The 22,356-nt window shown below is 72.9% G+C and carries 18 protein-coding genes; 11 read left to right on the forward strand and 7 right to left on the reverse strand.

Annotated elements, in window-relative coordinates:
* From pyrE to AC07FT_RS14855, 8 genes are all read left to right on the forward strand, one after another.
* Positions 1–540 carry an orotate phosphoribosyltransferase gene (gene pyrE, locus AC07FT_RS14820; RefSeq protein WP_431772133.1) on the forward strand — a complete coding sequence of 180 codons (540 nt, stop codon included), beginning with the start codon at positions 1–3 and terminating at the stop codon, positions 538–540.
* Between the two features lie 193 nt (positions 541–733).
* Positions 734–1,759, forward strand: a complete 1,026-nt coding sequence (gene fbaA, locus AC07FT_RS14825) for a class II fructose-bisphosphate aldolase (protein WP_479176558.1) — start codon at positions 734–736, stop codon at positions 1,757–1,759.
* Positions 1,760–1,939: 180 nt separating this feature from the next.
* Positions 1,940–3,556 (forward strand): MFS transporter, encoded by a 1,617-nt coding sequence (locus AC07FT_RS14830; RefSeq protein WP_479176559.1) that lies wholly within the window; start codon positions 1,940–1,942, stop codon positions 3,554–3,556.
* Between the two features lie 189 nt (positions 3,557–3,745).
* Entirely contained in the window at positions 3,746–4,159 is a 414-nt protein-coding gene (locus tag AC07FT_RS14835) for a DUF3151 domain-containing protein (protein ID WP_254744733.1), read from the forward strand.
* Positions 4,160–4,397: 238 nt separating this feature from the next.
* Positions 4,398–5,291: a tryptophan 2,3-dioxygenase family protein gene (locus AC07FT_RS14840; protein ID WP_471192464.1), complete on the forward strand. Its 894-nt coding sequence runs from the start codon at positions 4,398–4,400 to the stop codon at positions 5,289–5,291.
* Positions 5,284–6,531 carry a kynureninase gene (kynU, locus tag AC07FT_RS14845; RefSeq protein WP_479176560.1) on the forward strand — a complete coding sequence of 416 codons (1,248 nt, stop codon included), beginning with the start codon at positions 5,284–5,286 and terminating at the stop codon, positions 6,529–6,531. Before AC07FT_RS14840 ends, kynU begins: the two co-directional genes overlap by 8 nt.
* Positions 6,528–7,448 carry an alpha/beta hydrolase family protein gene (locus AC07FT_RS14850; RefSeq protein WP_479176561.1) on the forward strand — a complete coding sequence of 307 codons (921 nt, stop codon included), beginning with the start codon at positions 6,528–6,530 and terminating at the stop codon, positions 7,446–7,448. Before kynU ends, AC07FT_RS14850 begins: the two co-directional genes overlap by 4 nt.
* 70 nt (positions 7,449–7,518) lie before the next feature.
* Positions 7,519–8,742: a cytochrome P450 gene (locus AC07FT_RS14855; RefSeq protein ID WP_479176562.1), complete on the forward strand. Its 1,224-nt coding sequence runs from the start codon at positions 7,519–7,521 to the stop codon at positions 8,740–8,742.
* A 206-nt stretch (positions 8,743–8,948) separates the two neighbouring features.
* Here the strand turns inward: AC07FT_RS14855 and AC07FT_RS14860 are convergent, their stop codons facing one another.
* On the reverse strand, positions 8,949–10,598 hold the full coding sequence (locus tag AC07FT_RS14860) for an ABC transporter permease (RefSeq protein ID WP_479176563.1): 1,650 nt from the start codon (positions 10,596–10,598) through the stop codon (positions 8,949–8,951).
* On the reverse strand, positions 10,595–11,512 hold the full coding sequence (locus AC07FT_RS14865) for an ABC transporter ATP-binding protein (protein WP_471192476.1): 918 nt from the start codon (positions 11,510–11,512) through the stop codon (positions 10,595–10,597). The genes AC07FT_RS14860 and AC07FT_RS14865 overlap by 4 nt, the downstream gene beginning before the upstream one ends.
* A 92-nt stretch (positions 11,513–11,604) precedes the next feature.
* On the opposite strand from AC07FT_RS14865, the gene AC07FT_RS14870 reads away from it, so the two are divergent.
* Complete coding sequence (locus AC07FT_RS14870; RefSeq protein WP_479176564.1) at positions 11,605–12,126, forward strand: GbsR/MarR family transcriptional regulator; 522 nt, start codon at positions 11,605–11,607, stop codon at positions 12,124–12,126.
* Between the two features lie 333 nt (positions 12,127–12,459).
* Here the strand turns inward: AC07FT_RS14870 and AC07FT_RS14875 are convergent, their stop codons facing one another.
* Positions 12,460–13,509, reverse strand: coding sequence for a diacylglycerol kinase family protein (locus tag AC07FT_RS14875; protein ID WP_479176565.1), 1,050 nt, complete (start codon positions 13,507–13,509; stop codon positions 12,460–12,462).
* A gap of 155 nt (positions 13,510–13,664) precedes the next feature.
* Here AC07FT_RS14875 and AC07FT_RS14880 point away from each other — a divergent pair, with 155 nt between their 5' ends.
* Positions 13,665–14,948, forward strand: a complete 1,284-nt coding sequence (locus AC07FT_RS14880; protein WP_479176566.1) for an adenylosuccinate synthase — start codon at positions 13,665–13,667, stop codon at positions 14,946–14,948.
* 101 nt (positions 14,949–15,049) lie between these two features.
* Here AC07FT_RS14880 and AC07FT_RS14885 read toward each other — a convergent pair whose 3' ends face one another.
* The 4 genes from AC07FT_RS14885 to AC07FT_RS14900 all read right to left on the reverse strand — a co-directional run bounded on the left by AC07FT_RS14885 (position 15,050) and on the right by AC07FT_RS14900 (position 20,747).
* Positions 15,050–16,906: a protein kinase domain-containing protein gene (locus AC07FT_RS14885; protein ID WP_479176567.1), complete on the reverse strand. Its 1,857-nt coding sequence runs from the start codon at positions 16,904–16,906 to the stop codon at positions 15,050–15,052.
* Between the two features lie 51 nt (positions 16,907–16,957).
* On the reverse strand, positions 16,958–19,489 hold the full coding sequence (locus tag AC07FT_RS14890; protein ID WP_479176568.1) for a serine/threonine-protein kinase: 2,532 nt from the start codon (positions 19,487–19,489) through the stop codon (positions 16,958–16,960).
* A 137-nt stretch (positions 19,490–19,626) separates the two neighbouring features.
* On the reverse strand, positions 19,627–20,115 hold the full coding sequence (locus tag AC07FT_RS14895) for a MarR family winged helix-turn-helix transcriptional regulator (RefSeq protein WP_479176569.1): 489 nt from the start codon (positions 20,113–20,115) through the stop codon (positions 19,627–19,629).
* Entirely contained in the window at positions 20,112–20,747 is a 636-nt protein-coding gene (locus AC07FT_RS14900; protein WP_479176570.1) for a DJ-1/PfpI family protein, read from the reverse strand. Before AC07FT_RS14900 ends, AC07FT_RS14895 begins: the two co-directional genes overlap by 4 nt.
* A gap of 243 nt (positions 20,748–20,990) precedes the next feature.
* Between AC07FT_RS14900 and AC07FT_RS14905 the strand changes: the two genes are divergently transcribed.
* The gene (locus AC07FT_RS14905; protein WP_471192492.1) at positions 20,991–22,352 is read left to right on the forward strand and encodes an aminotransferase class III-fold pyridoxal phosphate-dependent enzyme; all 1,362 of its coding nucleotides are present in this window, start codon (positions 20,991–20,993) and stop codon (positions 22,350–22,352) included.
* The last annotated feature ends 4 nt before the right edge of the window (positions 22,353–22,356 follow it).

Here is a 22,356-nt window from a genome sequence, read left to right on the forward strand (position 1 = left end):
ATGAGCGATGCGCGTGACGCCCTGCTGCGGCAGATCAAGGACAAGGCCGTGGTCCACGGCAAGGTGACCCTCTCCTCCGGGCGGGAGGCCGACTACTACATCGACCTGCGCCGGATCACCCTGGACGCCGAGGCCGCGCCGCTGGTCGGGCAGGTCATGCTCGATGCCACGGCCGACCTGGAGTACGACGCGGTGGGCGGGCTCACCCTGGGCGCCGACCCGGTGGCCACGTCCATGCTGCACGCGGCCGCGGCCCGGGGCCGCCGCCTCGACGCGTTCGTGGTCCGCAAGGCGCAGAAGACCCACGGTCTGCAGCGGCGGATCGAGGGCCCGGACATCGCGGGCCGCCGGGTGCTGATCGTCGAGGACACCTCCACCACCGGTGGCTCCCCGCTGACCGCCGTCGAGGCGGCGCGTGAGGCGGGCGCCGAGGTCGTCGCGGTCGCCACGATCGTCGAGCGCGGGGCCGCCCCGGCCATCGCCGACGCCGGGTTCCGCTACCTCCCCGCCTACTCGCTGGCCGATCTCGGCCTCAGCTGAGAGGGCCGTCGCGAGCGGTCGCACACTCGCCGACATGGGTGGTTTCACGTGAAACCACCCGCCCCCTTCCGTGTCATCCCCGAGTGCGCCGGGTGGAGCAATCGGCGGAGTCTGGAAGGATGGCCACGACGATGACGTCGCCCCTCTAGGTCAGGGCCCAGAACCTCACCCGCACATCACAAGGAGCGGACAGATGCCCATCGCATCCCCTGAGATCTACAACGAGATGCTCGACCGGGCGAAGGCAGGCAAGTTCGCCTACCCGGCGATCAACGTGACCTCGACCCAGACCCTGCACGCCGCCCTGCGTGGTTTCGCCGAGGCGGAAAGCGACGGCATCGTCCAGATCTCCACCGGTGGTGCGGAGTTCCTGGGCGGCCAGTACAGCAAGGACATGGTCACGGGCGCGGTCGCGCTCGCCGAGTTCGCGCACGTCGTCGCCAAGAAGTACCCGGTGAACATCGCGCTGCACACCGACCACTGCCCCAAGGACAAGCTGGACGGCTATGTCCGTCCGCTGCTCAAGATCTCCCAGGAGCGGGTGGCCAACGGGCAGAGCCCGCTGTTCCAGTCCCACATGTGGGACGGCTCCGCGGAGAAGCTGGACGACAACCTCTCCATCGCGCAGGAGCTACTCGCCGAGGCCGTCAAGGCCAAGATCATCCTCGAGGTCGAGATCACCCCGACCGGTGGCGAGGAGGACGGTGTCACGCACGAGATCAACGACGAGCTGTACACCACCGTCGCCGATGTCGAGCGCACCGCCGAGGCCCTGGGCCTGGGGGAGAAGGGCCGCTACCTGCTGGCCGCGTCCTTCGGCAACGTCCACGGCGTCTACAAGCCGGGCAATGTGGTCCTCCGCCCGGAGCTGCTGCGCCAGCTCCAGGACGGCATCGCCGCGAAGACCGGTCAGCAGGACCCGTTCGACTTCGTCTTCCACGGCGGCTCCGGCTCCACCGAGCAGGAGATCCTCACCGCGCTGGAGAACGGCGTCGTGAAGATGAACCTCGACACCGACACCCAGTACGCCTTCACCCGCCCGGTCGCGGACCACATGTTCCGCAACTACGACGGTGTGCTCAAGGTCGACGGCGAGGTCGGCGACAAGAAGACCTACGACCCGCGCAGCTGGGGCAAGCTGGCCGAGAAGGGCATGGCCGAGCGCGTCACCCAGGCGTGCGGCAACCTGCGCTCCACGGGTACCAGCCTCAGCAAGTAACGCTCAGCACAGGACACGGTCGCGCTCCGGCGCACCGTGTGCCGTCCGGGCCCGGGGCCCCGCCGTCGTGGCGGAGTCCCGGGCCCGGCCCGTCTCCATGGCCCGCGTTCCGGCGCCCGGTGTGCCACCGTGCCCGTCCGTGGGCTGGCTCCGGCCGGGCGGCGCGAGGATGATCCAGGTATGAGCGAATCCTCGCCCCGGCCCCCGGCGGCGCGCGGGGAGGCGGCGGACGGCGGTCCGCCCGGCGGGCGGGAGCCGATGCTGCGCCTCTCCGAACCCGCCGGACGCTGGGTGGTGCTCACCACCGTGCTCGGGTCCGCGATGGCGCTGCTCGACAGCACCGTGGTCAATGTGGCGCTGCCCCGGATCGGCCTCGACCTCGATGCCGATCTGGCCGTCCTCCAGTGGACCGTCAACGCCTACATGCTCACCCTCGCCGGGCTGATCCTGCTCGGCGGGGCGCTCGGCGACCGGTTCGGACGGCGGCGGATCTTCGTGCTCGGTGTGGTGTGGTTCGCCCTCGCGTCCCTGCTGTGCGGGCTGGCGCCGAACGCCGGGGTGCTGATCGTCGCCCGCGCCCTCCAGGGCATCGGCGGGGCGCTGCTCACCCCCGGTTCGCTCGCCCTGATCCAGTCCGTGATCCACCCCGACGACCGGGCGCGGGCGGTCGGGCTGTGGTCCGGGTTCGGCGGGGTCGGCGCGGCGATCGGACCGTTCCTCGGCGGCTGGCTGGTCGACGGACCGGGCTGGCGCTGGGTGTTCTTCCTCAATGTGCCGCTGGCGGCGGTGTGTGTGCCGGTCGCGCTGCGCCATGTGCCCGAGACCCGCGATCCGGCCGCGCACGGCCGGTTCGATGTACTCGGCGCTGCCTTGGGCGCGCTCTCGCTGGCCCTGGTGACCTATGCGCTGATCGCCGCGCCGGGCGGTGGCGGATCGCCCGCCGTGGTGGTTCCGGCGGTGCTCGGGGTGCTGATGGGGGTGGCCTTCATCGCCGTGGAGCGCCGTCGTCCCGATCCGATGCTGCCGCTGTCGCTCTTCTCCTCGCGCCAGTTCAGCGCGGTGAACGCGGTGACGCTGTGTGTGTACGCGGCCTTCGGCGGCTTCTTCTTCCTGTCCGTGCTGAACCTCCAGGTGGTCGTGGGCTACTCCGCCCTGGGGGCGGGCACCGCGCTGCTGCCGACCACCGTGCTGATGCTGCTGCTCTCGGCCCGCTCGGGCGAGCTCGGCAAGCGGATCGGTCCGCGGATCCCGCTGACCGTCGGCCCGCTGCTGTGCGCGGCCGGGATGCTGCTGATGACCCGGGCGGGGGTGGGCGCGGTCTACTGGCGGGACATCCTGCCCGCGCTGCTGGTGATGGGCCTGGGCATGGTGGTGCTGGTCGCCCCGCTGACCGCGACCGTCCTGGCCTCGGTGGACGTCGCGCGGGCGGGACTGGCCAGCGGGATCAACAACGCCGCGGCGCGGGCGGCGGGGCTGGTCGCGGTGGCGGCGCTGCCGCTGCTGGCGGGGATGAGCGAGGAGGCGTACCGGTCCGCGGACCGGTTCTCGGAGGCGTTCCGGCGGGCGATGCCGATCTGTGCGGTGGTGCTGGTCCTGGGCGCCCTCCTCGCCTGGACCATGGTGCGGTCGGATGTGCTGAAGGCGCCGCAGGCGCCGCGGGAGGGCGCCGGGGTGCCCGCGGAGGCGGCGGCCGCCGCAGGGCGCGAGGAGGGCCCGTGTGCCCCGTGCCGCCCCCAGTGCGCCTACCACTGCGGTGTCGTCGCTCCGCCCCTCGACCCAGGTGAACGCCAGGACTGACCGCCGGGCGCCCGCCGCCGGACAGACCGACGCCGCGGCCGCCGGGGCCGCGGCGACGGGCGGCCCCGGGTGCGCGGGCGTGCCGGGCACGAACCGGGTGCGGGCGGGGGCGTGCGGGTGCGGTGCGGGCGCCGGGGAGCCTTCGCGCCGCGTATCGGCGGTGGCCGCGGACCAGGCAGACTGGAACCCATGGCCATTCACGAGAACCTGCTCGGGGGACCGCCCCCGACCCATCTGCCCGACGACCCGGAGCCCCGGGAGCTGCTCGCCTCCGGCGCGGCCCCCTCCGAGGTCGCCGCGAAGTACCCGGCCTCCTGTCTCGCCTGGGCGCAGCTCGCCGACGAGGCGTTCGAGGCCGGCCGGGTGGTCGAGTCCTACGCGTACGCCCGCACCGGCTACCACCGCGGGCTCGACGCCCTGCGCCGCAGCGGCTGGAAGGGCCACGGCCCGGTGCCGTTCGAGCACGAGCCCAACCGGGGCTTCCTGCGCGCCCTGCACGCGCTCGCCCGCGCCGCCCAGTCCATCGGTGAGCAGGAGGAGTACGAGCGCTGCTCGACCTTCCTCCGGGAGAGCTCCCCGACCGCGGCGGACACGCTCTCCTGAGCCGAACCCGCTCAGCCGCCCCCTTGCCGGGGCACGAGACACGGGGCCGGGGCCCGTCGGCGGTGATCCGTTCCGGCGGGCCCCGATCCGCGTGGTGATCCGTACTTGCCGAACATCCGCGTGACACGCATGATGCGGAGAGGGCCTGCTGATGTGCGGGCCCTGAGGGGACCGGGGCTCCGAGACCGAAGGGAAGGGGCGGACCGCTACCCGGTAGCGAGCAGTACCAGGAGACGCGATGTCGCAGCAGCCTGCCCCGAACGCCACCGCCCCGAAGGAAAGCCAGCCGCCGGAGTCCGTGACCCCGGACGCCGAGCCCGAGGCGCCCCACCTCGACTTCCAGGGCACCACTCCGTACGAGGACTACGTCCAGGCGTCGGTCCTCACCCACCTCCAGCACCCCCTCTCCGATGATCCCGGCGAGATGGTCTTCCTGGTCACCACCCAGGTCATGGAGCTGTGGTTCACCGTCATCGTCCATGAGTGGCACACCGCGGCCCAGGCGCTGCGCGAGGACGACCTGCCCACCGCGATGGCGGCGCTGAAGCGCTCCACCTACGAGCTGGAGTCGCTGAACAGCTCCTGGAAGCCGCTCGCCCATCTCACCCCGGGCCAGTTCAACGCCTACCGCTCCGCGCTCGGCGACGGCTCCGGCTTCCAGTCCGCGATGTACCGGCGGATGGAGTTCCTGCTCGGTGAGAAGTCCGCGTCGATGCTGGTTCCGCACCGGGGCGCGCCGCGCGTCCACGCCGAGCTGGAGAAGGCGCTCACCGAACCGAGCCTCTACGACGAGGTGCTGCGCTTCCTGGCCCGCCGCGGCTTCGCCGTCCCGGCCGCCGTCCTGGAGCGCGACCCCGCCCAGCGCTACGCACCGGACCCGGAGGTGGAGCGGGTGTGGCAGGAGATCTACTCCGGCCCCGTGCCGCGGGAGGACGAGCTGACCCGGCTCGGCGAAGCCCTCACCGAGGTCGCCGAGCTGGTGTGGCGCTGGCGCAACGACCATCTCGTGGCCACCCGGCGGGCGATGGGTGCCAAGACCGGCACCGGCGGTTCCGCCGGGGTCGCCTGGCTGGAGAAGCGCGCCACGAAGAACGTCTTCCCCGAGCTGTGGACGGCGCGCAGCCATGTCTGACACCACGCTCTCCGGTGCGCGGGCACTGGCCGACGAGGCCGGGCGGCTCGACGCGGCCGATGAACTCCGCGCCAAGCGCGCCGCCTTCGCCCTGGACGATGCCGTCTACCTCGACGGCAATTCACTGGGCGCGCTGCCGGCCGCCGTCCCCGAGCGGCTGGCCGACGTCATCAACCGGGAATGGGGCGCGCTGCGCATCCGCTCCTGGGGGGAGAGCGGTTGGTGGACCGCGCCGGAGCGGATCGGCGACCGGGTGGGACGGCTGATCGGGGCGGCCCCCGGCCAGGTGGTCGTCGGCGACTCGACGAGTGTGAACGTCTTCAAGGCGGTCGTCGGCGCGGTGCGGATCGCCCAGGAACGCGGTGCCCACCGCGACCAGATCCTCGTCGACGAGTCCACCTTCCCGACCGACGGCTACATCGCCGAGTCCGCCGCCCGGATGACCGGCTGCACCCTGCGGCCGGTGGCGGCGGGCGACGTCCCCACCGCGGTCGGGCCGCGCACCGCCGTGGCGCTGGTCAACCATGTCGACTACCGGACCGGCCGGCTCCATGACCTGCCCGGGACCACCGCCGCCGCGCACTCCGCGGGCGCGCTGGTCGTCTGGGACCTGTGCCACAGCGCGGGCGCGCTGCCGGTCGGACTGGACGCGCACGGTGTCGACCTCGCCGTGGGCTGTACGTACAAGTACCTCAACGGCGGGCCGGGTTCGCCCGCGTATCTGTACGTCGCGAACGAGCACCAGCCCCGGTTCGACTCCCCGCTCCCGGGCTGGAACTCGCACGCCGACCCGTTCGCCATGGACCCCGCCTACGCCCCGGCCGACGGCGTGGCCCGCGGCCGGGTCGGCACCCCGGACATCCTCTCCATGCTGGCGCTGGAGACCGCGCTGGAGGTGTGGGACGACGTCACGGTCGAGGCGGTGCGGACCAAGAGCCTGGCCCTCACCGACTTCTTCCTGCGCTGCGTGGGGGCGTACGTCCCGGCGGGCCGGGTCGAGTCGATCACCCCGGCCGAGCACGGGCGGCGCGGCAGCCAGGTCGCGCTGCGCTGCGCGGACGCGGGCGCGGTGATGGCGGAGCTGGTGCGGCGCGGTGTGGTCGGTGACTTCCGCCGCCCCGATGTGCTGCGCTTCGGCTTCACCCCGTTGTACACCGGGTTCGCGGACGTGGAGCGCGCGGCGCGGGTGCTGGCCGATGTCCTGGCCGGGGAGCCGGGCGAGGGCGGCGTGACCGGGTGACCGGCCCCCGCGACCCCGCCGGGGTGGCGGCGGCCGAGGAGGCGTCCCTCCTCGGTCTCGCCCCGGTGGCGCCGGACGCCACCGTCGCGTACGGCGAACACCCGGACCAGGTCGTGGACTTCCACCTGCCGCCCGGAGGGGTGGTGGGTGGTGCCGCCCCGCTGGTGCTGCTCTTCCACGGCGGCGCCTGGCGCGCCCCCCACGACCGGCAGCATCTGTCCCCGTTCGCCGCCCACCTGGCGACCCGGGGCTTCGCGGTGGCCTCGGCCGAATACCGCCGCGGCGCCGAGCCCGGCGGTGAGGCTCACCGGGAACACCCGCCAGGGGCGCGGCACCTGGCGGGACGGTGGCCGGAGACGTTCGACGACATCGCCGCCGTCATGGACGCCGTGCCCCGGCTCGTGGGGGAGTCGCGGCACGGTGGCCGCGTCGACACCGGACGGCTGGTGCTCGCCGGGCACTCCGCGGGCGGACACGCCGCGCTCTGGGCGGCGGCGCGCCACCGGCTGCCGCCGGGCGCGCCCTGGCGGCTGTCCGCGCCGCCCCGCGTCCACGGGGTGGTGGCCCTCGCCCCGATCGCGGACCTCACCACCGCCCGTGCGCTGCGCGTCTGTTCCGACGCGGTGGACCAGCTGCTCGGCACCGGTGACGAGGGGGCCGCCCGGCTGCCGTGCGCCGATCCCGCCGCGCTGCTGCCCACCGATGTCCGCACCACGGTCGTCCAGGGCGGTACCGACGTCGATGTCCCGCCGCAGGTCGCGGACTCCTTCGCGGCGGCCGCAGCCGCCGCCGGGCAGCCGGTGCGCACCGTACGCGCCGCCGCGGCCGGGCACTTCCCGCTGATCGACCCCACGGCCGCGGCCGTACGCACGGTCGTCGCCGAGATCGCCCGCGTCGCGTCCGGGGACCCCGCCTGACCGCATGAACCCGCCCGGGGCCGGACGACGACCCCTGGAGGCCGGGCCCGCCGAGGGGTAGCGTCCCGGCATGACCAGTACCGTGCCGCCCGCCGCCTTCGACCCGTGGCGGCCCTCGTTCGTCGCCGATCCGTACCCGGCCTACGCCGAGCTGCGCGAGAGCGGGCGGGCGCACTGGTTCGCACCGTCCCGGCAGTGGCTGATCCCGCACTTCGACGACGCCCGCGCGCTGCTGGCCGACCGCAGGCTCGGCCGTACCTATCTGCACCGGTTCAGCCACGAGGAGTTCGGGCGTACCGCGCCGCCGCCCGAGCACGAGCCGTTCCACACCCTCAACGACCACGGGATGCTCGATCTGGAGGCACCGGACCACACCCGGATCCGGCGGCTGGTCTCCAAGGCGTTCACCCCGCGGACGGTCGAGGCGCTCGTCCCGACGATCCGGCGGCTGGCGGACGGGCTGGTCGACTCCTTCGTCGCCGCGGGCGGCGGCGACCTCATCGCCTCGGTCGCCGAACCGCTGCCGGTGGCCGTGATCGCGGAGATGCTCGGCATCCCGCCCGCCGACAGGTCCTCGCTGCGCCCGTGGTCGGCGGACATCTGCGGGATGTACGAGCTCAACCCGGACGAGGAGACCGCGGACCGGGCGGTGCGCGCCTCGCGGGAGTTCTCCGCCTATCTTCGGGAGTTGATCGCCGCCCGTCGCAAGGATCCCGGTGAGGACCTGATCAGCGCGCTGATCGCGGCGTATGACGAGGGCGACCGGCTCTCCGAGCAGGAGATGATCTCCACCTGTGTGCTGCTGCTCAACGCGGGCCACGAGGCGACGGTCAACTCCACCGGCAACGGCTGGTGGACCCTCTTCCGCCACCCCGGCCAGCTGGCGGCGCTGCGGGCCGATCCGGAGGCGCTGCTGCCCACAGCGGTGGACGAACTGCTGCGGTTCGACACCCCGTTGCAGCTCTTCGAGCGCTGGGTGCTGGACGATATCGAGGTGGACGGCACGGTGATCCCGCGCGGCAGCGAGGTGGCCATCCTCTTCGGCTCGGCCAACCGCGACCCGGCGCGCTTCGACCACCCCGACACCCTGGACCTCGCGCGGACGGACAATCCGCATCTGAGCTTCGGCGCGGGCATCCACTACTGCCTGGGCGGCCCGCTGGCCCGGCTGGAACTCCAGGCGTCGTTCGGCGCGCTGCTCCGCAAGGCGCCCCGGCTGCGGCTGGTGAAGGAGCCGCGGTGGCGGCCGGGCTTTGTGATCCGGGGGCTCACCGAGCTGTTGGCCGAGGTCTGAGCGGCCGCCCGGTCTCCGTCCACAGCATGTGGATAGCCCCGGCGAAAACCCCCGGCGAATAGCGCACCGGAGGAGACGTCCCGGCGGAAACGAGCCCGCGTACATGATCTGACGCGGCGGAACGCCCCCGGACGCCACCCGGCGCCGACCGCCGCGGGGAGCGCGGGGCCGGCGCCGAGGGGCCGGGGGCGGTGGGCTGACGGGGGTCAGCCGCCGATGTCGCGACGGCGCAGTCCCACCAGACCTCCGGCGGTCAGAACGACAGAGAGCAGCAGCGACCACAGGAAGGGCGCGGCTGTGACATCGTCACCGGGCAGCTTCGGCAGATGGCTGAACGGCGAGGTGTTCATCACCGACTGGGACACCTTCAGCGCCGGGCCCATCCAGCCCAGGGCCACCACCCAGCCGACCACGGCCCAGGCCGCGGAGGTGTACTTCGGCACCACACCGACCAGGAAGACGGCGGCGCTGGTGACCACCCAGAGCGCGGGGGCCTGGGCGAGGGTGGCGCCCACGGCGCGCGGGATCCCGCCCATGTCGTCGGCGGCCACGCCGTAGCCCACGCCCAGCGCGAGTCCGCCGATGGCGAGCACCACGACCGGGCCGAGATAGGCGATGACCAGATGGCTCCCGGCCCAGCGCAGCCTGCTGACCGCGTTGGACAGCAGGGGCTCGGCGCGCTGGTCGGTCTCCTCACTGCGCAGCCGCAGCACCGCGCTCGCCGTGTAGACGGTGAGGATGGTGCCGAGGATGCCGACCATGGAGGCGAGGAAGGCGTCGTTCAGTCCCTGGGCGCCGCCCATCCGCTGGATGATCTCGCGGGTCTGGTCGCTGTCGCCGAGGAAGTCGTCGGCCCCGTCGGAGATGGCGCCGAAGATGAGACCGGCGAAGACGAAGCCCGCGCTCCAGCCGAGCAGCGCGCCGCGGTGCAGCCGCCAGCCCAGTCCATAGACCCCGTTGAGGGACGGTCCGGCGGCCGGGGGGCCGGGGCGGGTGGCGTAGAAGCTGGCGCCCACGTCGCGGCGGCCCGCCAGCGAGTAGGCCAGGGCGATGGAGGCGGCGGCGAGCACGGCGATCAGCAGCAGCGGCCACCAGCGCTCGTCCGCGAACGGCCGGGCGTACTCGGCCCAGCCCAGCGGGGAGAGCCACACCAGCACATGGCCGGAGCCCCGCGAACCGTCCTCGGCGGCGTCGCCCGCCATCCGCAGCACGAAGGCGACACCGACGGCCGCGGAGGTCAGCCCGCGGGCCAGCCGTGCGTTCTCGGTGAGCTGGGCGGCGACGGCGGCCAGCCCGCCGAAGGCCATCCCGGACAGGCCGACGGCCAGCCCCAGCGCGAGCGCGCCGGTGCCGCCCTGGCCCGCGAGACTGCCCGCGATCAGAACGGTGACCGCGGCGTTGGCGATGCCCACGGCCAGCAGGGCCGAGGTCAGCCCCGCGCGGCGGCCGACCATACAGGCGGACAGCGCCTCCTGACGGCCGGTCTCCTCCTCCTCGCGGGTGTGCCGGATCACGATGAGCAGGCTCATGATCGCGGCGAACACGGAGAGGAACGCGCCCACCCGCCACACGGTGAGCGCCCCGAGCGAATCGTCGAAGGCGGCACCGAACAGGGCCCGGGTCGAGCCGTTCCCATTCATGTCGGCGACGAGATCGGAGCGGGCCTCGGGGGTGTCGTACGCGCCCTTGAGACGGCCCACGGTGCTGCTCGCGGTCAGCCCCAGGCACAGCACCCAGACCGGCATCATGATCCGGTCGCGGCGCAGCGCGAGCCGCAGCAGGGTGCCGGTGCCGGCCAGGTCCTTGGACGAGCCGCGGGTGCGGGCCGGGACCCGCGCGTCGGCGACGGCGGTCATCGGGCGACCGCCCCTTCGTCGGCGCGGGACGCGTCGTCCTGGTAGTGCCGCAGGAAGAGCTCCTCCAGCGTCGGCGGGGTCGAGATGAGGCTGCGCACCCCGGACTGGGTGAGCTGGCGCAGCACCCCGTCCAGATGGTCGCTGTCGACCTGGAGCTTGACCCGGCGGTCCTGGACGTCCAGGTTGTGCACGCCGGGGAGCTCTGACAGACCGTTCACCGGCCCGGCCAGCTCGGCCGTGACCGAGGTACGGGTCAGATGGCGGAGCTGGGCGAGCGAACCCGACTCCACCCGCGCGCCCTTGCGGATGATGCTGACGCGGTCACACAGCGCCTCGACCTCGCTGAGGATGTGGCTGGAGAGCAGCACCGTGCGGCCGCGGTCGCGCTCCTCGGCCACGCACTCCCGGAAGACCTCCTCCATCAGCGGGTCGAGCCCGGAGGTGGGCTCGTCCAGGATCAGCAGCTCGACATCCGAGGAGAACGCGGCGACCAGGGCGACCTTCTGGCGGTTGCCCTTGGAGTAGGTGCGCCCCTTCTTGGTGGGGTCGAGCTCGAAGCGGTCCAGGAGCTCGGCGCGCCGAGCCGCGTCCAGTCCGCCGCGCAGCCGCCCGTACAGGTCGATGACCTCGCCACCGCTGAGGTTGCGCCACAGGGTCACGTCTCCGGGGACGTACGCGATGTGCCGATGGAGGTCGACCGCGTCGTGCCAGGGGTCCTTGCCGAGCAGCTGGACCGCACCGGCATCGGCCCGCAGCAGCCCCAGCAGGACCCGGATGGTGGTGGACTTCCCGGCACCGTTCGGCCCGAGGAAGCCATGGACCTCACCTGCCTCGACTTCGAGATCGAGGCCGTCCAACGCGTGGGTCCGGCCGAACGACTTGTGCAGGCCGGACGCGGAGATTGCCGTCTTCATGTTTCCGAAGCTACGCTAGTTTCAGAAATTTGTGAAGTTAAGGAACCGTATAAACTTATGATGATGTGACGGAGAGAGGAGATGATGAGCTGGTGAGGGAGACGACGCAACCGGAGCGCGCGACGGACATCTCGCGGGACCAAGAGGCGGTGTCGCGGTTCGTCGAGCGGTTCGCGGCGGATCTGGCCGAGGCCGGGATGCAGCGGATGGGCGCCCGGGTGTTCGCGGCCCTGCTCGTCTCCGACTCCGGACAGCTCACCTCCGCGGAGCTCGCGGAGCGGCTCCAGATCAGCCCGGCCGCGGTCTCGGGGGCGGTGCGCTACCTCACCCAGGTGGACATGGTCGCGCGGGAGCGGGAGCCCGGCTCACGCCGCGACCGCTACCGGCTGTACAACGAGGTCTGGTACGAGACGCTCACCCGCCGCGACCAGCTCCTCGCCCGCTGGGAGGGCACCATGCGGGACGGCGCGGAGGTGCTCGGCCCCGACACCCCGGCCGGGCTGCGGGTCACCGAGACCGCCGACTTCTTCGACTTCATGCAGAAGGAACTGCCCAAGATGCTCGACCGCTGGCGGGCCCACCAGGCCGCCCGCCGGGAGTCCGCCGGCCTCTAGTGCCGCGTCAGCCAAGGTTCGCCCGGTAGCGAGGTGTCCTGGTGCGGTCGGCTGCAAGGCGCCGGATCGGCCTCGTAGTGGGCCTGCTCGGCCGGTTCGGCACGCCGCAGGGGGCACCTCCCAGCGGTAGCCGGAGGCGGCCGTGCCAGGGCGGCGAGCGGGGCAGACCCTGGCTGATGGGGCACTGGGCCCCCTCCCTCCGGGCCCGCGCCCCAACTGCCGCCGGGAGGTGCGCGCCAGGACGCCTCGCTACCGGGCGAACCCCCGGCTGACGCGGTACCGGGCCGCGCGGGAGTACCCGCCCGGTGGGGTCGAGCGGGGCTCCGGTGCCGGTCAGGTGCGGTGCGGGAGGATCAGGGTCCAGGCCTCGGTCAGGACGGTCCAGGTGCGGCTGCGGACCGGACCGCGGACCAGGGCGTCCGCGCGGTAGCGGAAGTCCTGGCCGGAGACGGTCACCGCGCGCGCCAGCGCGCGCACCGGACCACCGGCCGCGTGCGGATGGACCACGACCTCGGCCAGTCCGCCGGCGCCCGGTCCGGCCGCGGTGGCCACCGAGACCCGGGTGACCGGCCGGTCCAGATCGGTCAGCAGTACCCCGTCCGCCTCGACCCGCAGTCGGTGCGGGGGCGGCGGGTGGACACGGCGGCGGGTGCCCCCGGTCAGGCCGATGACCGGGAGCGACAGCAGCGTCAGCGCTGTGCGCGCGGTGCGCGCCGCCGGGGTCCACCACGGCGGGGAGCCACCGCCCGGCGGGCCCGTGCCCGGGCTCTCGCGGTGGTTCCGGTGGCCGCCTGGCCGGTCCGCGCCGGATGCGTGTCCCGCCGGTGGGCCGGGCTCGGACGCCGGGCCCGGCGCCGCCCCGTCCGCGTCGTACGGCTCCTGGCCCGCGGGCCGCACCGCCGGGTCGGTCCGCGGTCCGGACGGGATCCGCAGTCCGCCGAGCACCACCCCGCCGCTGTCGTCCACCAGCAGGTCACGCGGGTGCGCGACACCGTCGAGGACGGTACGGGCGGCCGCGACCGGATCGGTCGGCACCCCCAGCGACCGGGCCAGGGCGACCGTGGCCGGTCCGCCGACCGGGACCACCGACAGCGTGGCGTCCGCCAGCTCCCGGCGGCGGTGGAGCACCTCGACCACGCGCAGCAGCGCGCGGTCGTCACCGACCACCACCGGACGGCGGGCGCCGCGGCGGGCGAGGGCCCGCTCGACTTCGTCCGGACCGTCCGGCAGACAGATTTTCGTCTGTGCGCCCGCGCACAGCACATCCTTCGCGATGCGCACCGACTCCCCGTCCGTTCGCCGGGCAGCGGGGTCGATGACCACAAGCAGGGGGCGCTCCCGGACGGTGTCCGGCGGAGAGTGCCAGGGGTCTGGAGCCGACACCTCGGTCCTTCCTCAGGTAATCTCTCGGTGCAAGAGCCCCTGTCGCTGTTGCGCCAGGGGCTTCGTCTATCCGGGGCACCGGTTCGACGGCTCTGGTGGTGGCGCGCGCCACCCACGCACGTTGGACATGCCCCGCCCGGAAGGGGTGTACGCCTGTGCCCGCACTTGTGCTGCTCGGTGCTCAGTGGGGTGACGAGGGCAAGGGAAAGGCCACCGACCTGCTCGGCGGCTCGGTTGATTATGTGGTGCGCTACCAGGGCGGCAACAACGCAGGCCACACGGTCGTCGTCGGCGACCAGAAGTACGCGCTGCACCTTCTCCCGTCCGGCATCCTCTCGCCCGGATGCACCCCGGTCATCGGCAACGGCGTCGTCGTGGACCCCGCGGTCCTGCTCTCCGAGCTGAGCGGGCTGAACGAACGCGGCGTCGACACGTCCAAGCTGATGATCAGCGGTAACGCGCATCTGATCACGCCGTACCACACCACCCTCGACAAGGTGACCGAGCGCTTCCTGGGGAAGCGCAAGATCGGCACCACCGGCCGGGGCATCGGACCGTCCTACGCGGACAAGATCAACCGCGTGGGCATCCGGGTGCAGGACATCTTCGACGAGTCCATCCTGCGGCAGAAGGTCGAAGCCGCCCTGGACATGAAGAACCAGGTCCTCGCCAAGCTCTACAACCGGCGCGCCATCTCCGTCGACCAGGTGGTCGAGGAGCTGCTCGGCTACGCGGACGAGCTCCGGGGCTTCGTCGCGGACACCACCCTGGTGCTCAACGACGCCATCGACGAGGGCAAGGTCGTGCTCTTCGAGGGCGGCCAGGGCACCCTGCTCGACGTGGACCACGGCACGTACCCCTTCGTCACCTCCTCCAACCCGACCGCCGGCGGTGCCTGCACCGGCGCGGGGGTCGGCCCGACGAAGATCAACCGCGTGATCGGCATCCTGAAGGCGTACACCACGCGCGTCGGCGCGGGTCCGTTCCCGACGGAGCTGTTCGACGAGGACGGCGAGAAGCTGCGCACCATCGGCGGTGAGCGCGGTGTGACCACCGGCCGTGACCGCCGCTGCGGCTGGTTCGACGCGGTGATCGCGCGCTACGCGACCCGGGTCAACGGGCTCACCGACTTCTTCCTGACCAAGCTGGACGTGCTCACCGGCTGGGAGCGGATCCCGGTCTGCGTGGCGTACGAGATCGACGGCAAGCGGGTCGAGGAGCTGCCGTACAGCCAGACCGACTTCCACCACGCCAAGCCGATCTACGAGACGCTGCCGGGGTGGACGGAGGACATCAGCAAGGCGAAGACCTTCGACGACCTCCCGAAGAACGCGCAGCGTTATGTCCAGGCGCTGGAGGACATGTCGGGCGCGCCGATCTCGGCGATCGGTGTCGGCCCGGGCCGCGACGAGACGATCCAGATCAACTCGTTCCTCTGATCCGGCGTGAGCCCAGGGTTCTCCGCACGGGGTCCCCGGGACGACGAGGTCCCCGGCCGTATCGCCGATACGGCCGGGGACTTCGCCTATGACCGCCCGGGTCAGTGCCCGGCGGGCGGGCCGAACATCCCGGCGGGCGGCGCGGGCTGCCGCGCGGCCGGCCCCGGGACCCGCTGCTCCTGCATCCTGGTGATCCGCACCACCACGGTGAGCGCCAGCACCGCGCACAGCAGCGAGACGATGTCGTCCACGATGAGGAAGCCGGCGGCGACCTGCCGCTCCTTGTCGGTGTCGCTCCCGAGCTCGACGAGTCCGGTGATCGGCTCGATCCAGAACATCGCCACGAACAGCGTCCACCACCAGTGCAGCACCGCCCGGGAGACCCGTCCGGGGCCCGGGGGCACGCTGGAGTTCCAGATGTCATTGGCGATCTGCTTGGGCTGCCACAGCTGGGCGACCGGGATGAACCAGGAGCCGACGGCGTAGCCGCTGCTGAACCGCTGCCGTCCCGGCGTCAGCACCGTGGCGTTGAGGTAGGCGCGGCGGAACCAGACCAGCCACACCACCATCACCGCCACCGCGCTGAACAACAGGAACATGTCCATCGGTTCCACCGCGTCCCTGCGGTGGTCGACCGCCGCCCTGGTGCCGGTGCCGTCGAGCAGATCGCGGTAGGCACCGAACAGCGACAGGTTCAGATACAGGTGGATGACGGTCAGCACGATCCAGATGCCGAACACCGTCAGCACCCCGGTGCACAGCCCCCGCGCCGACCGCAGCACCGCGGCCGTCCGCCCCTGGTACGGGAACGGCGTCTGATGGCCGCCCTGCCAGGGCTGACCGTACTGCGGCGCGGGCGCGCCCACCCCGGTCACCGGATAACCGGGCGATCCGGCGTGCGGGGGTGAGCCGTAGGCGGAGGGCGTGGCGTACCCCGAGTGGGGCGCGTGTCCGGTGTGGGGCGTGGGAGGGGTGGGTGTCGAGGGGGCGGCCGGGTGGGCGTAGGCGGTGGCGTGCGGGCCCACCGGGCCCTGCTGGGCGTTCTCCGTCTCCACCTCCAGCAGTTGGAGCGCGTCCCGGCCGAGCCGTGCGAGCAGTTCACCGGGCAGCCAGGTCTCGGACTCCGGACCGGTCCGCTCGGTGTACGCCACGAGGTCCGCGACCGAGGGCCGCAGCGCCGCGTCCTTGTTGAGACAGGCGGAGACGATGCCGTGCAGCCCCTCGGGCAGCCCGGTCAGATCGGGCTCCTCCTGGGCTATCCGGTACATCAGGGCGTGGATACCGCTGGCCACACTGCCGAACGGCTGGCGCCCGGTGGCCGCGAAGGCCAGCACCGAGCCCAGACAGAACACATCGCTGGCCGCGGTGACCACTTCGCCGCGCACCTGCTCGGGCGACATGAAACCGGGGGAGCCGACGACCGCGCCGGTCATCGTCAGATTGCCGCCCCCCACCGTGCTGTCCACCGCGTCCAGGGCGCGGGCGATCCCGAAGTCGATGACCCGCGGGCCGTCGATGGTGATGAGGATGTTGGACGGTTTGAGGTCCCGGTGGACCAGCCCGGCGCCGTGGATGTCGCGCAGCGCCAGGGACAGTCCATGGGCCAGCACCCGCACCGAACGCTCGGGCAGTGCCCCGAAGCCCTCGGCCACCACGTCGTGCAGCGAGGGCCCGCCGATGTAGCCGGTGGCCACCCACGGCACCTCGGCGTCGGTGTCGGCGTCCAGGACGGGCGCGGTCCACTGCCCGCCGACCCGTCTCGCCGCCTCCACCTCCCGCTGGAAGCGGCCGCGGAAGTCGGCCTGGCGGGCGAGTTCGGCCTGTACCAGTTTGACGGCGACGGTACGGCCGCGGGCGGAACGGGCGAGGAAGACCTTGCCCATCCCGCCCTCGCCCAGCTTGCCGAGCAGCCGGTACTCGCCGATCCACCGCGGGTCCTGGGCCCCGAGGTTCTCCATCGCGGTGTGGCTCCTGTCCGTGTGCCGACGGTCCGTCTGCCGATCGGCCGATCAGTTGAGTCGGGTGAATGTCTGGGTCATCGTCTCATCGCTGTAGTCATCCGGGTCGTCGTACTCCACTCGGAGTTTGTCCTTGCCGGAGGCGGTGAATGTCAGCGAATCGCCCGGTGTGCACAGATCCTTGGGGTTGCCGTCGGTGATCCTGGCCGGGCTGAGCACCACTCCCTTGGAGACCGAGGCCAGCATCCGCTTGCCCTCGCAGTGGTACTTCTTGCTGTCGCCGACCTCCTCGGCCACCGCGGTGCCGACCGCGCCCTGGCGGATGGTGATCTTGAGGGTGGCGTCGTCCTTCCCGAACGCGCTCTTGGCCAGCCAGGTGCCCTCGTAGGTGGCCGGGACGGGCTTGCCGCCGGACTTCGCGGGGCGCAGCGTGGCCTCGGACGAACCGTCGGTGGTGCTCCAGGCGATCGAGCCGTCGTTGCCCAGCCGCAGGGTCTGCTCGCCGACCGCGCTGCACGCGTCGTCGGGAACGCTGGTGTCCACCTCCTCGTCCTCGATCAGCAGCAGGCTGTCGGCGGACTTCAGGGTGGCCGAGGTCTGGCAGAACATGTCCTCGGTCGAGGTCAGGGTGTCGGCGACGGGTGCGCCCACCTGACCCTGGGAGAGCACGATCCGGCGGATCTTGCCGGTGGTCTCACCGCTCTCCGTGATCTCCCCCTCCCAGGCGCCCAGGTACTCCTTGGGCACGTCGCCGGTGGAGCCCAGCTTGGTGGAGGACGGGCCGGGGGAGCCCGAACCGCCGGGCTCACCGCCGGTGTCGGCGCCCCCGGGATCGGCGGGGGCGGTGTGCGTCGCCTTGTCGCGGTCGGGCCCGGCCTTGTCGTCCTTGCCGTCGTTGCCCTTGAGGACGGCGACGGCGGCCACCCCGGCTATCAGCACGGTGGCCACGGCGGCCGAGGTGATGATGAGCGCCTTGCGGCGGCGGCGCTTGGGCGGCTGGGGCGCGGCCGGACCGCCGGGGCCACCCGGGCCCTGGGGCCCGCCCGGACCCGCCGGACCGCCGGGGCCGAAGCCGGTGGAGCCGTGGAGGTGCGGGGCGCCGGAGCCGCCGCCCCGCGGCGCGGTTCCGAACGAGGTGACCGCCGGGGGCCCGAAGGCCTGCGGCGGAGTGGGCGCGGCCGCCGCCTCCGGCCGTGGCGCGGGCTGCTCCGCCCGCTGGGCGTCCGGTGCGTCCGGGGCGGACGCGGGGGCGCCGTCCTGGCGGCGCGGGTCGGTGGCCCGCGGGACGGATCGCTGAGCCGGCGGTGTGCCGGCGGCCGGGGTGCCGGGGGTGTCCTGGGCGTCGGCGTTCCGGGCGTCGGTGGCTTGTGCGTCCGGGCTCGGTACCGCCGCGTCCGGCGTCTCGGCGTTCTGAGCGTCGCTCTCCGGTGCCGGTGCCGGTGCGGGCTTCGGCGGAGTGGCCGGGGCCGGGGGCACGGGTGGCGTGGCGGGCTGCGGAGGCTTCGGCGGCTCCGCCGGTGCCAGCGGGAAGGAGGTGGCCGACGGCGGTGCGGTGGGCGGCGGCGGGGTCGACGGCGGTGCCGGGAGCGGGGGCCGCGCCGGTCCGGCGACCGGCGGCGCCGACGGCGGGGCGGGCATCCCCGGGGTCAGCGGCGCGGCGGGCGTCTCGACCTCGAGCAACTGCACCGCGTGCCGGCCCAGCTGTGCCACGAGAGCGCCGGGCAGCCAGGGTTCACCGGCCCCGGTGCCGTCCTCGTCCACGTCCGGCGCGTCCCCGCCGGTGCGTTCCAGCAGGGCGTCCAGGCCGGGCCGGTCCTCCGGGGTCTTCTTCAGACAGTCGGTGACCAGCTCGCGCAGGTTCTCGGGCAGACCACCGAGGTCCGGCTCCTCCTGCGCGATCCGGTACATCACCGCGTGCACACCGCTGTCGGAGGTGCCGAACGGCTGGCGCCCGGTGGCCGCGAAGGCCAGCACCGAGCCCAGGCAGAACACATCGCTCGCCGGGGTGACCCGCTCACCGCGCACCTGCTCGGGCGACATGAAGCCGGGTGAGCCCACCACGGCGCCGCTGCGGGTGAGCAGACCGTCCGTCACGGTCTCCAGGGCCCGCGCGATACCGAAGTCGATGACCCGCGGACCATCGATGGTGACCAGGATGTTGGAGGGCTTCAGATCGCGGTGGACCAGACCGGCGGTGTGGATGTCATGCAGCGCCCGGGTGAGTCCGTTGCCGAGGACACGCACCGTCCGTTCGGGCAGGGACCCCGATTCGGCGACGATCGTGTGCAGCGAGGGTCCGGCGATATAGCCGGTGGCGACCCAGGGAGTGGCGGCCTCGGTGTCGGCGTCGAGGACCGGCGCGGTCCACTCCCCGCCGACCCGCTGGGCGGCCCGCACCTCCTGCTTGAACCGCCGTCTGAATTCGGCCTGCTGAGCGAGCTCCGTCTGGACCAGCTTCACCGCCACCGTGCGGCCGCGGGAGGAGTGGGCCAGGAACACCCGGCCCATACCGCCCGCGCCCAGCCGCCGCAGCAGCCGGTAGTCGCCGATCCAGCGAGGGTCCTCGGCCCCCAGGTCTTCCATGCGTCGTTGTCCCTTCCCCTGATCCCCCTGATCAGCCCCCCGAGAGAATAAAGGGGGGCTGGGAGCGAAGTGGACGACGCATGGGATCCGTTATCGGTTCCGTATCTGACCGGTACCTGTCGTGCGACGGTGGCCGGTCAGGACCCTGGGGTGTCCCCGGCGCCGGGCTCCAGGGCGTCGAGGGCCTCCGTCAACCGGCGCAGGGCCTCCCTGACCTCCGCCAATCCGGCCGCTCCGCCGAGTCGTTCGGCCAGTTGCCCGGCGAACTCCCGGTGGCCGGGGACGATCGCCCGCACCGCGGTGAGGCCCGCCTCGGTGGGGGCGAGGAGTTTGGCGCGGCGGTGGGCGGGGTTGGGGAGGTAGACCGCGAGCCCCGCGTCGACGAGCAGGTCCGCGACACGCTGCACGCTCTGCCGGGTGATGCCCATGGCACGGGCGATCCCGGCCACCGGCAGCGGCTCCTCCAGGACCGCGCCGAGCACCTGCCAGCGGGCGGCGGTCAGTCCGGCCGGACGGGAGAGCCGTTCGGAGACGGCGAGGAACTGCCCGTTCAGCCGGAACACCGACAGCGCCGTCCCGCTGAGCAACGCGGGCACCTCCTCGGTCCCGCCGGTGCCGTCCGTCATCGCGCGGCAGCCGCTTCGAGGACGCCGTACGCGGCCGCGTCGGACGCCGAGAACAGCCGGAACCAGGCGTCCAGCACCTCGGGTTCGAACACCTCGAGCCGGGCCAGGATCTCCCGGGCGAACGCGACGGGCTCGGTCGGCCCGGCCGTGATCAGACCGCTCTCCGCGTCGGTGACCGCGTCCGCCTCGCGGTAGTGGTCACCGCCCTTGTAGCCGGTGGCGGCCAGGAACCCGGCGGCGGCACTGGTGTGTTCCCGTTCGTCCAGCAGCCCCTCCAGCGCCAGCCCCGCCGTGGCGCCGCAGATCGCCGCGACCGGCACTCCCGCCTCCAGGAACTCACGGGCTGCGCGGGTGAAGCGCGACATCTCCGGATCGCCCTCCCAGGCGCTCGCACCGGGGAGGATCAGCATCGCGCTGTCCTCGGGCCGCAGCTCCGCCAGGGTCAGATCGGGCTCGACGCGCATCCCGCCCATCGTGGTCACCGGACCCGGCCGGGCCGCGACGTACGCGACGGTGAAGCCCTCACGGGGCGGGCGGTGGAAGGCGGTCTCGCGGAGGTGGGCGGTGATGTGCCCGATCTCCCAGTCGGCGAGCGTGTCGTAGACGGCCACGTGCACGGTCCGGCGTCCCATGGTCTCTCCTCGGTCCGGTGCGCGAGGCTCCCCGTTCGGCCCCGCGTCGATGACAGTAGACTGTCGTATCGACAGGGTGCTGTCAATAGGGATCGGATGGTCGGATGCGGGGAGACGGCCGACCATGCCCGGCAGTGTGTCGAGAGCCACGGGAAATGCCGGACAGCATGTCGGTGACGGGCCCGGACCCCGGTCCGTACGCTGGTCGCACCCCCGCCCCGTGAGCGATCAGAGGTAGCGAACGTGTCCGTGCAGCCCACTCCCGACCCCGTCGCCGGTGCCGCCGTCAAGGCCGCGGACCGTGCGCATGTCTTCCACTCGTGGTCCGCGCAGGGTCTGATCGACCCGCTCGCCGTCGCCGGCGCCGAGGGCGCGTACTTCTGGGACTACGACGGCAACCGCTACCTCGACTTCTCCTGTCAGCTGGTGAACACCAACATCGGCCACCAGCACCCCAAGGTCGTGGCCGCGATCCAGGAGCAGGCCGCCAAGCTGTGCACCATCGCCCCGGGTTTCGCGGTGGACGTGCGCTCCGAGGCCGCCCGGCTGGTCGCCGAGCGCACCCCCGGTGACCTCGACAAGATCTTCTTCACCAACGGCGGTGCCGAGGCCGTGGAGAACGCGGTCCGGATGGCCCGGCTGCACACCGGCCGCCCCAAGGTGCTCTCCGCCTACCGCTCGTACCACGGCGCCACCTCCACCGCGATCAACCTGACCGGTGACCCGCGCCGCTGGCCGTCGGACTCCGCCTCGGCCGGAGTGGTGCACTTCTGGGCGCCGTTCCTCTACCGCTCGCCCTTCCACGCGGAGAACGAGGCCCAGGAGTGCGAGCGCGCCCTGCGCCACCTCGAGGACACCATCGCCTTCGAGGGTCCGCAGACCATCGCCGCGATCGTCCTGGAGACCATCCCCGGCACCGCCGGGATCATGGTCCCGCCGCCCGGCTATCTGCCCGGTGTCCGCGAGATCTGCGACCGCCACGGCATCGTCTTCGTCCTCGACGAGGTCATGGCGGGCTTCGGCCGCACCGGCCGCTGGTTCGCCGCCGAGCACTTCGACGTCGTTCCCGACCTGCTGACCTTCGCCAAGGGCGTCAACTCCGGCTATGTGCCGCTGGGCGGTGTGGCGATCTCCGCCGAGATCGCCGCCACCTTCGACCAGCGGCCCTACCCCGGCGGCCTCACCTACTCCGGCCACCCGCTGGCCTGCGCCTCCGCGGTCGCGACCATCAACACGATGGCCGAGGAGGGCATCGTGGAGAACGCCGCCGCCATCGGCGAGAACGTGATCGGCCCCGGGCTGCGCGAGATCGCCGAGCGCCACCCCTCGGTGGGCGAGGTGCGCGGGACGGGCGTCTTCTGGGCGCTGGACCTGGTGAAGAACAAGGAGACCCGCGAGCCGCTGGTGCCGTACAACGCCGGTGGCCCGGCCAACCAGCCCATGGCCGACTTCGCGGCCGCCTGCAAGCGCGGCGGTCTGTGGCCCTTCGTGAACATGAACCGCACCCATGTGGTGCCGCCGTGCACCGTCACCGAGACCGAGGCCAAGGAGGGCCTGGCCGTTCTGGACGAGGCCCTGTCCGCGGCCGACGCTCACACCGTCTGACCGC

Source organism: Streptomyces sp. NPDC045899, assembly GCF_056431485.1.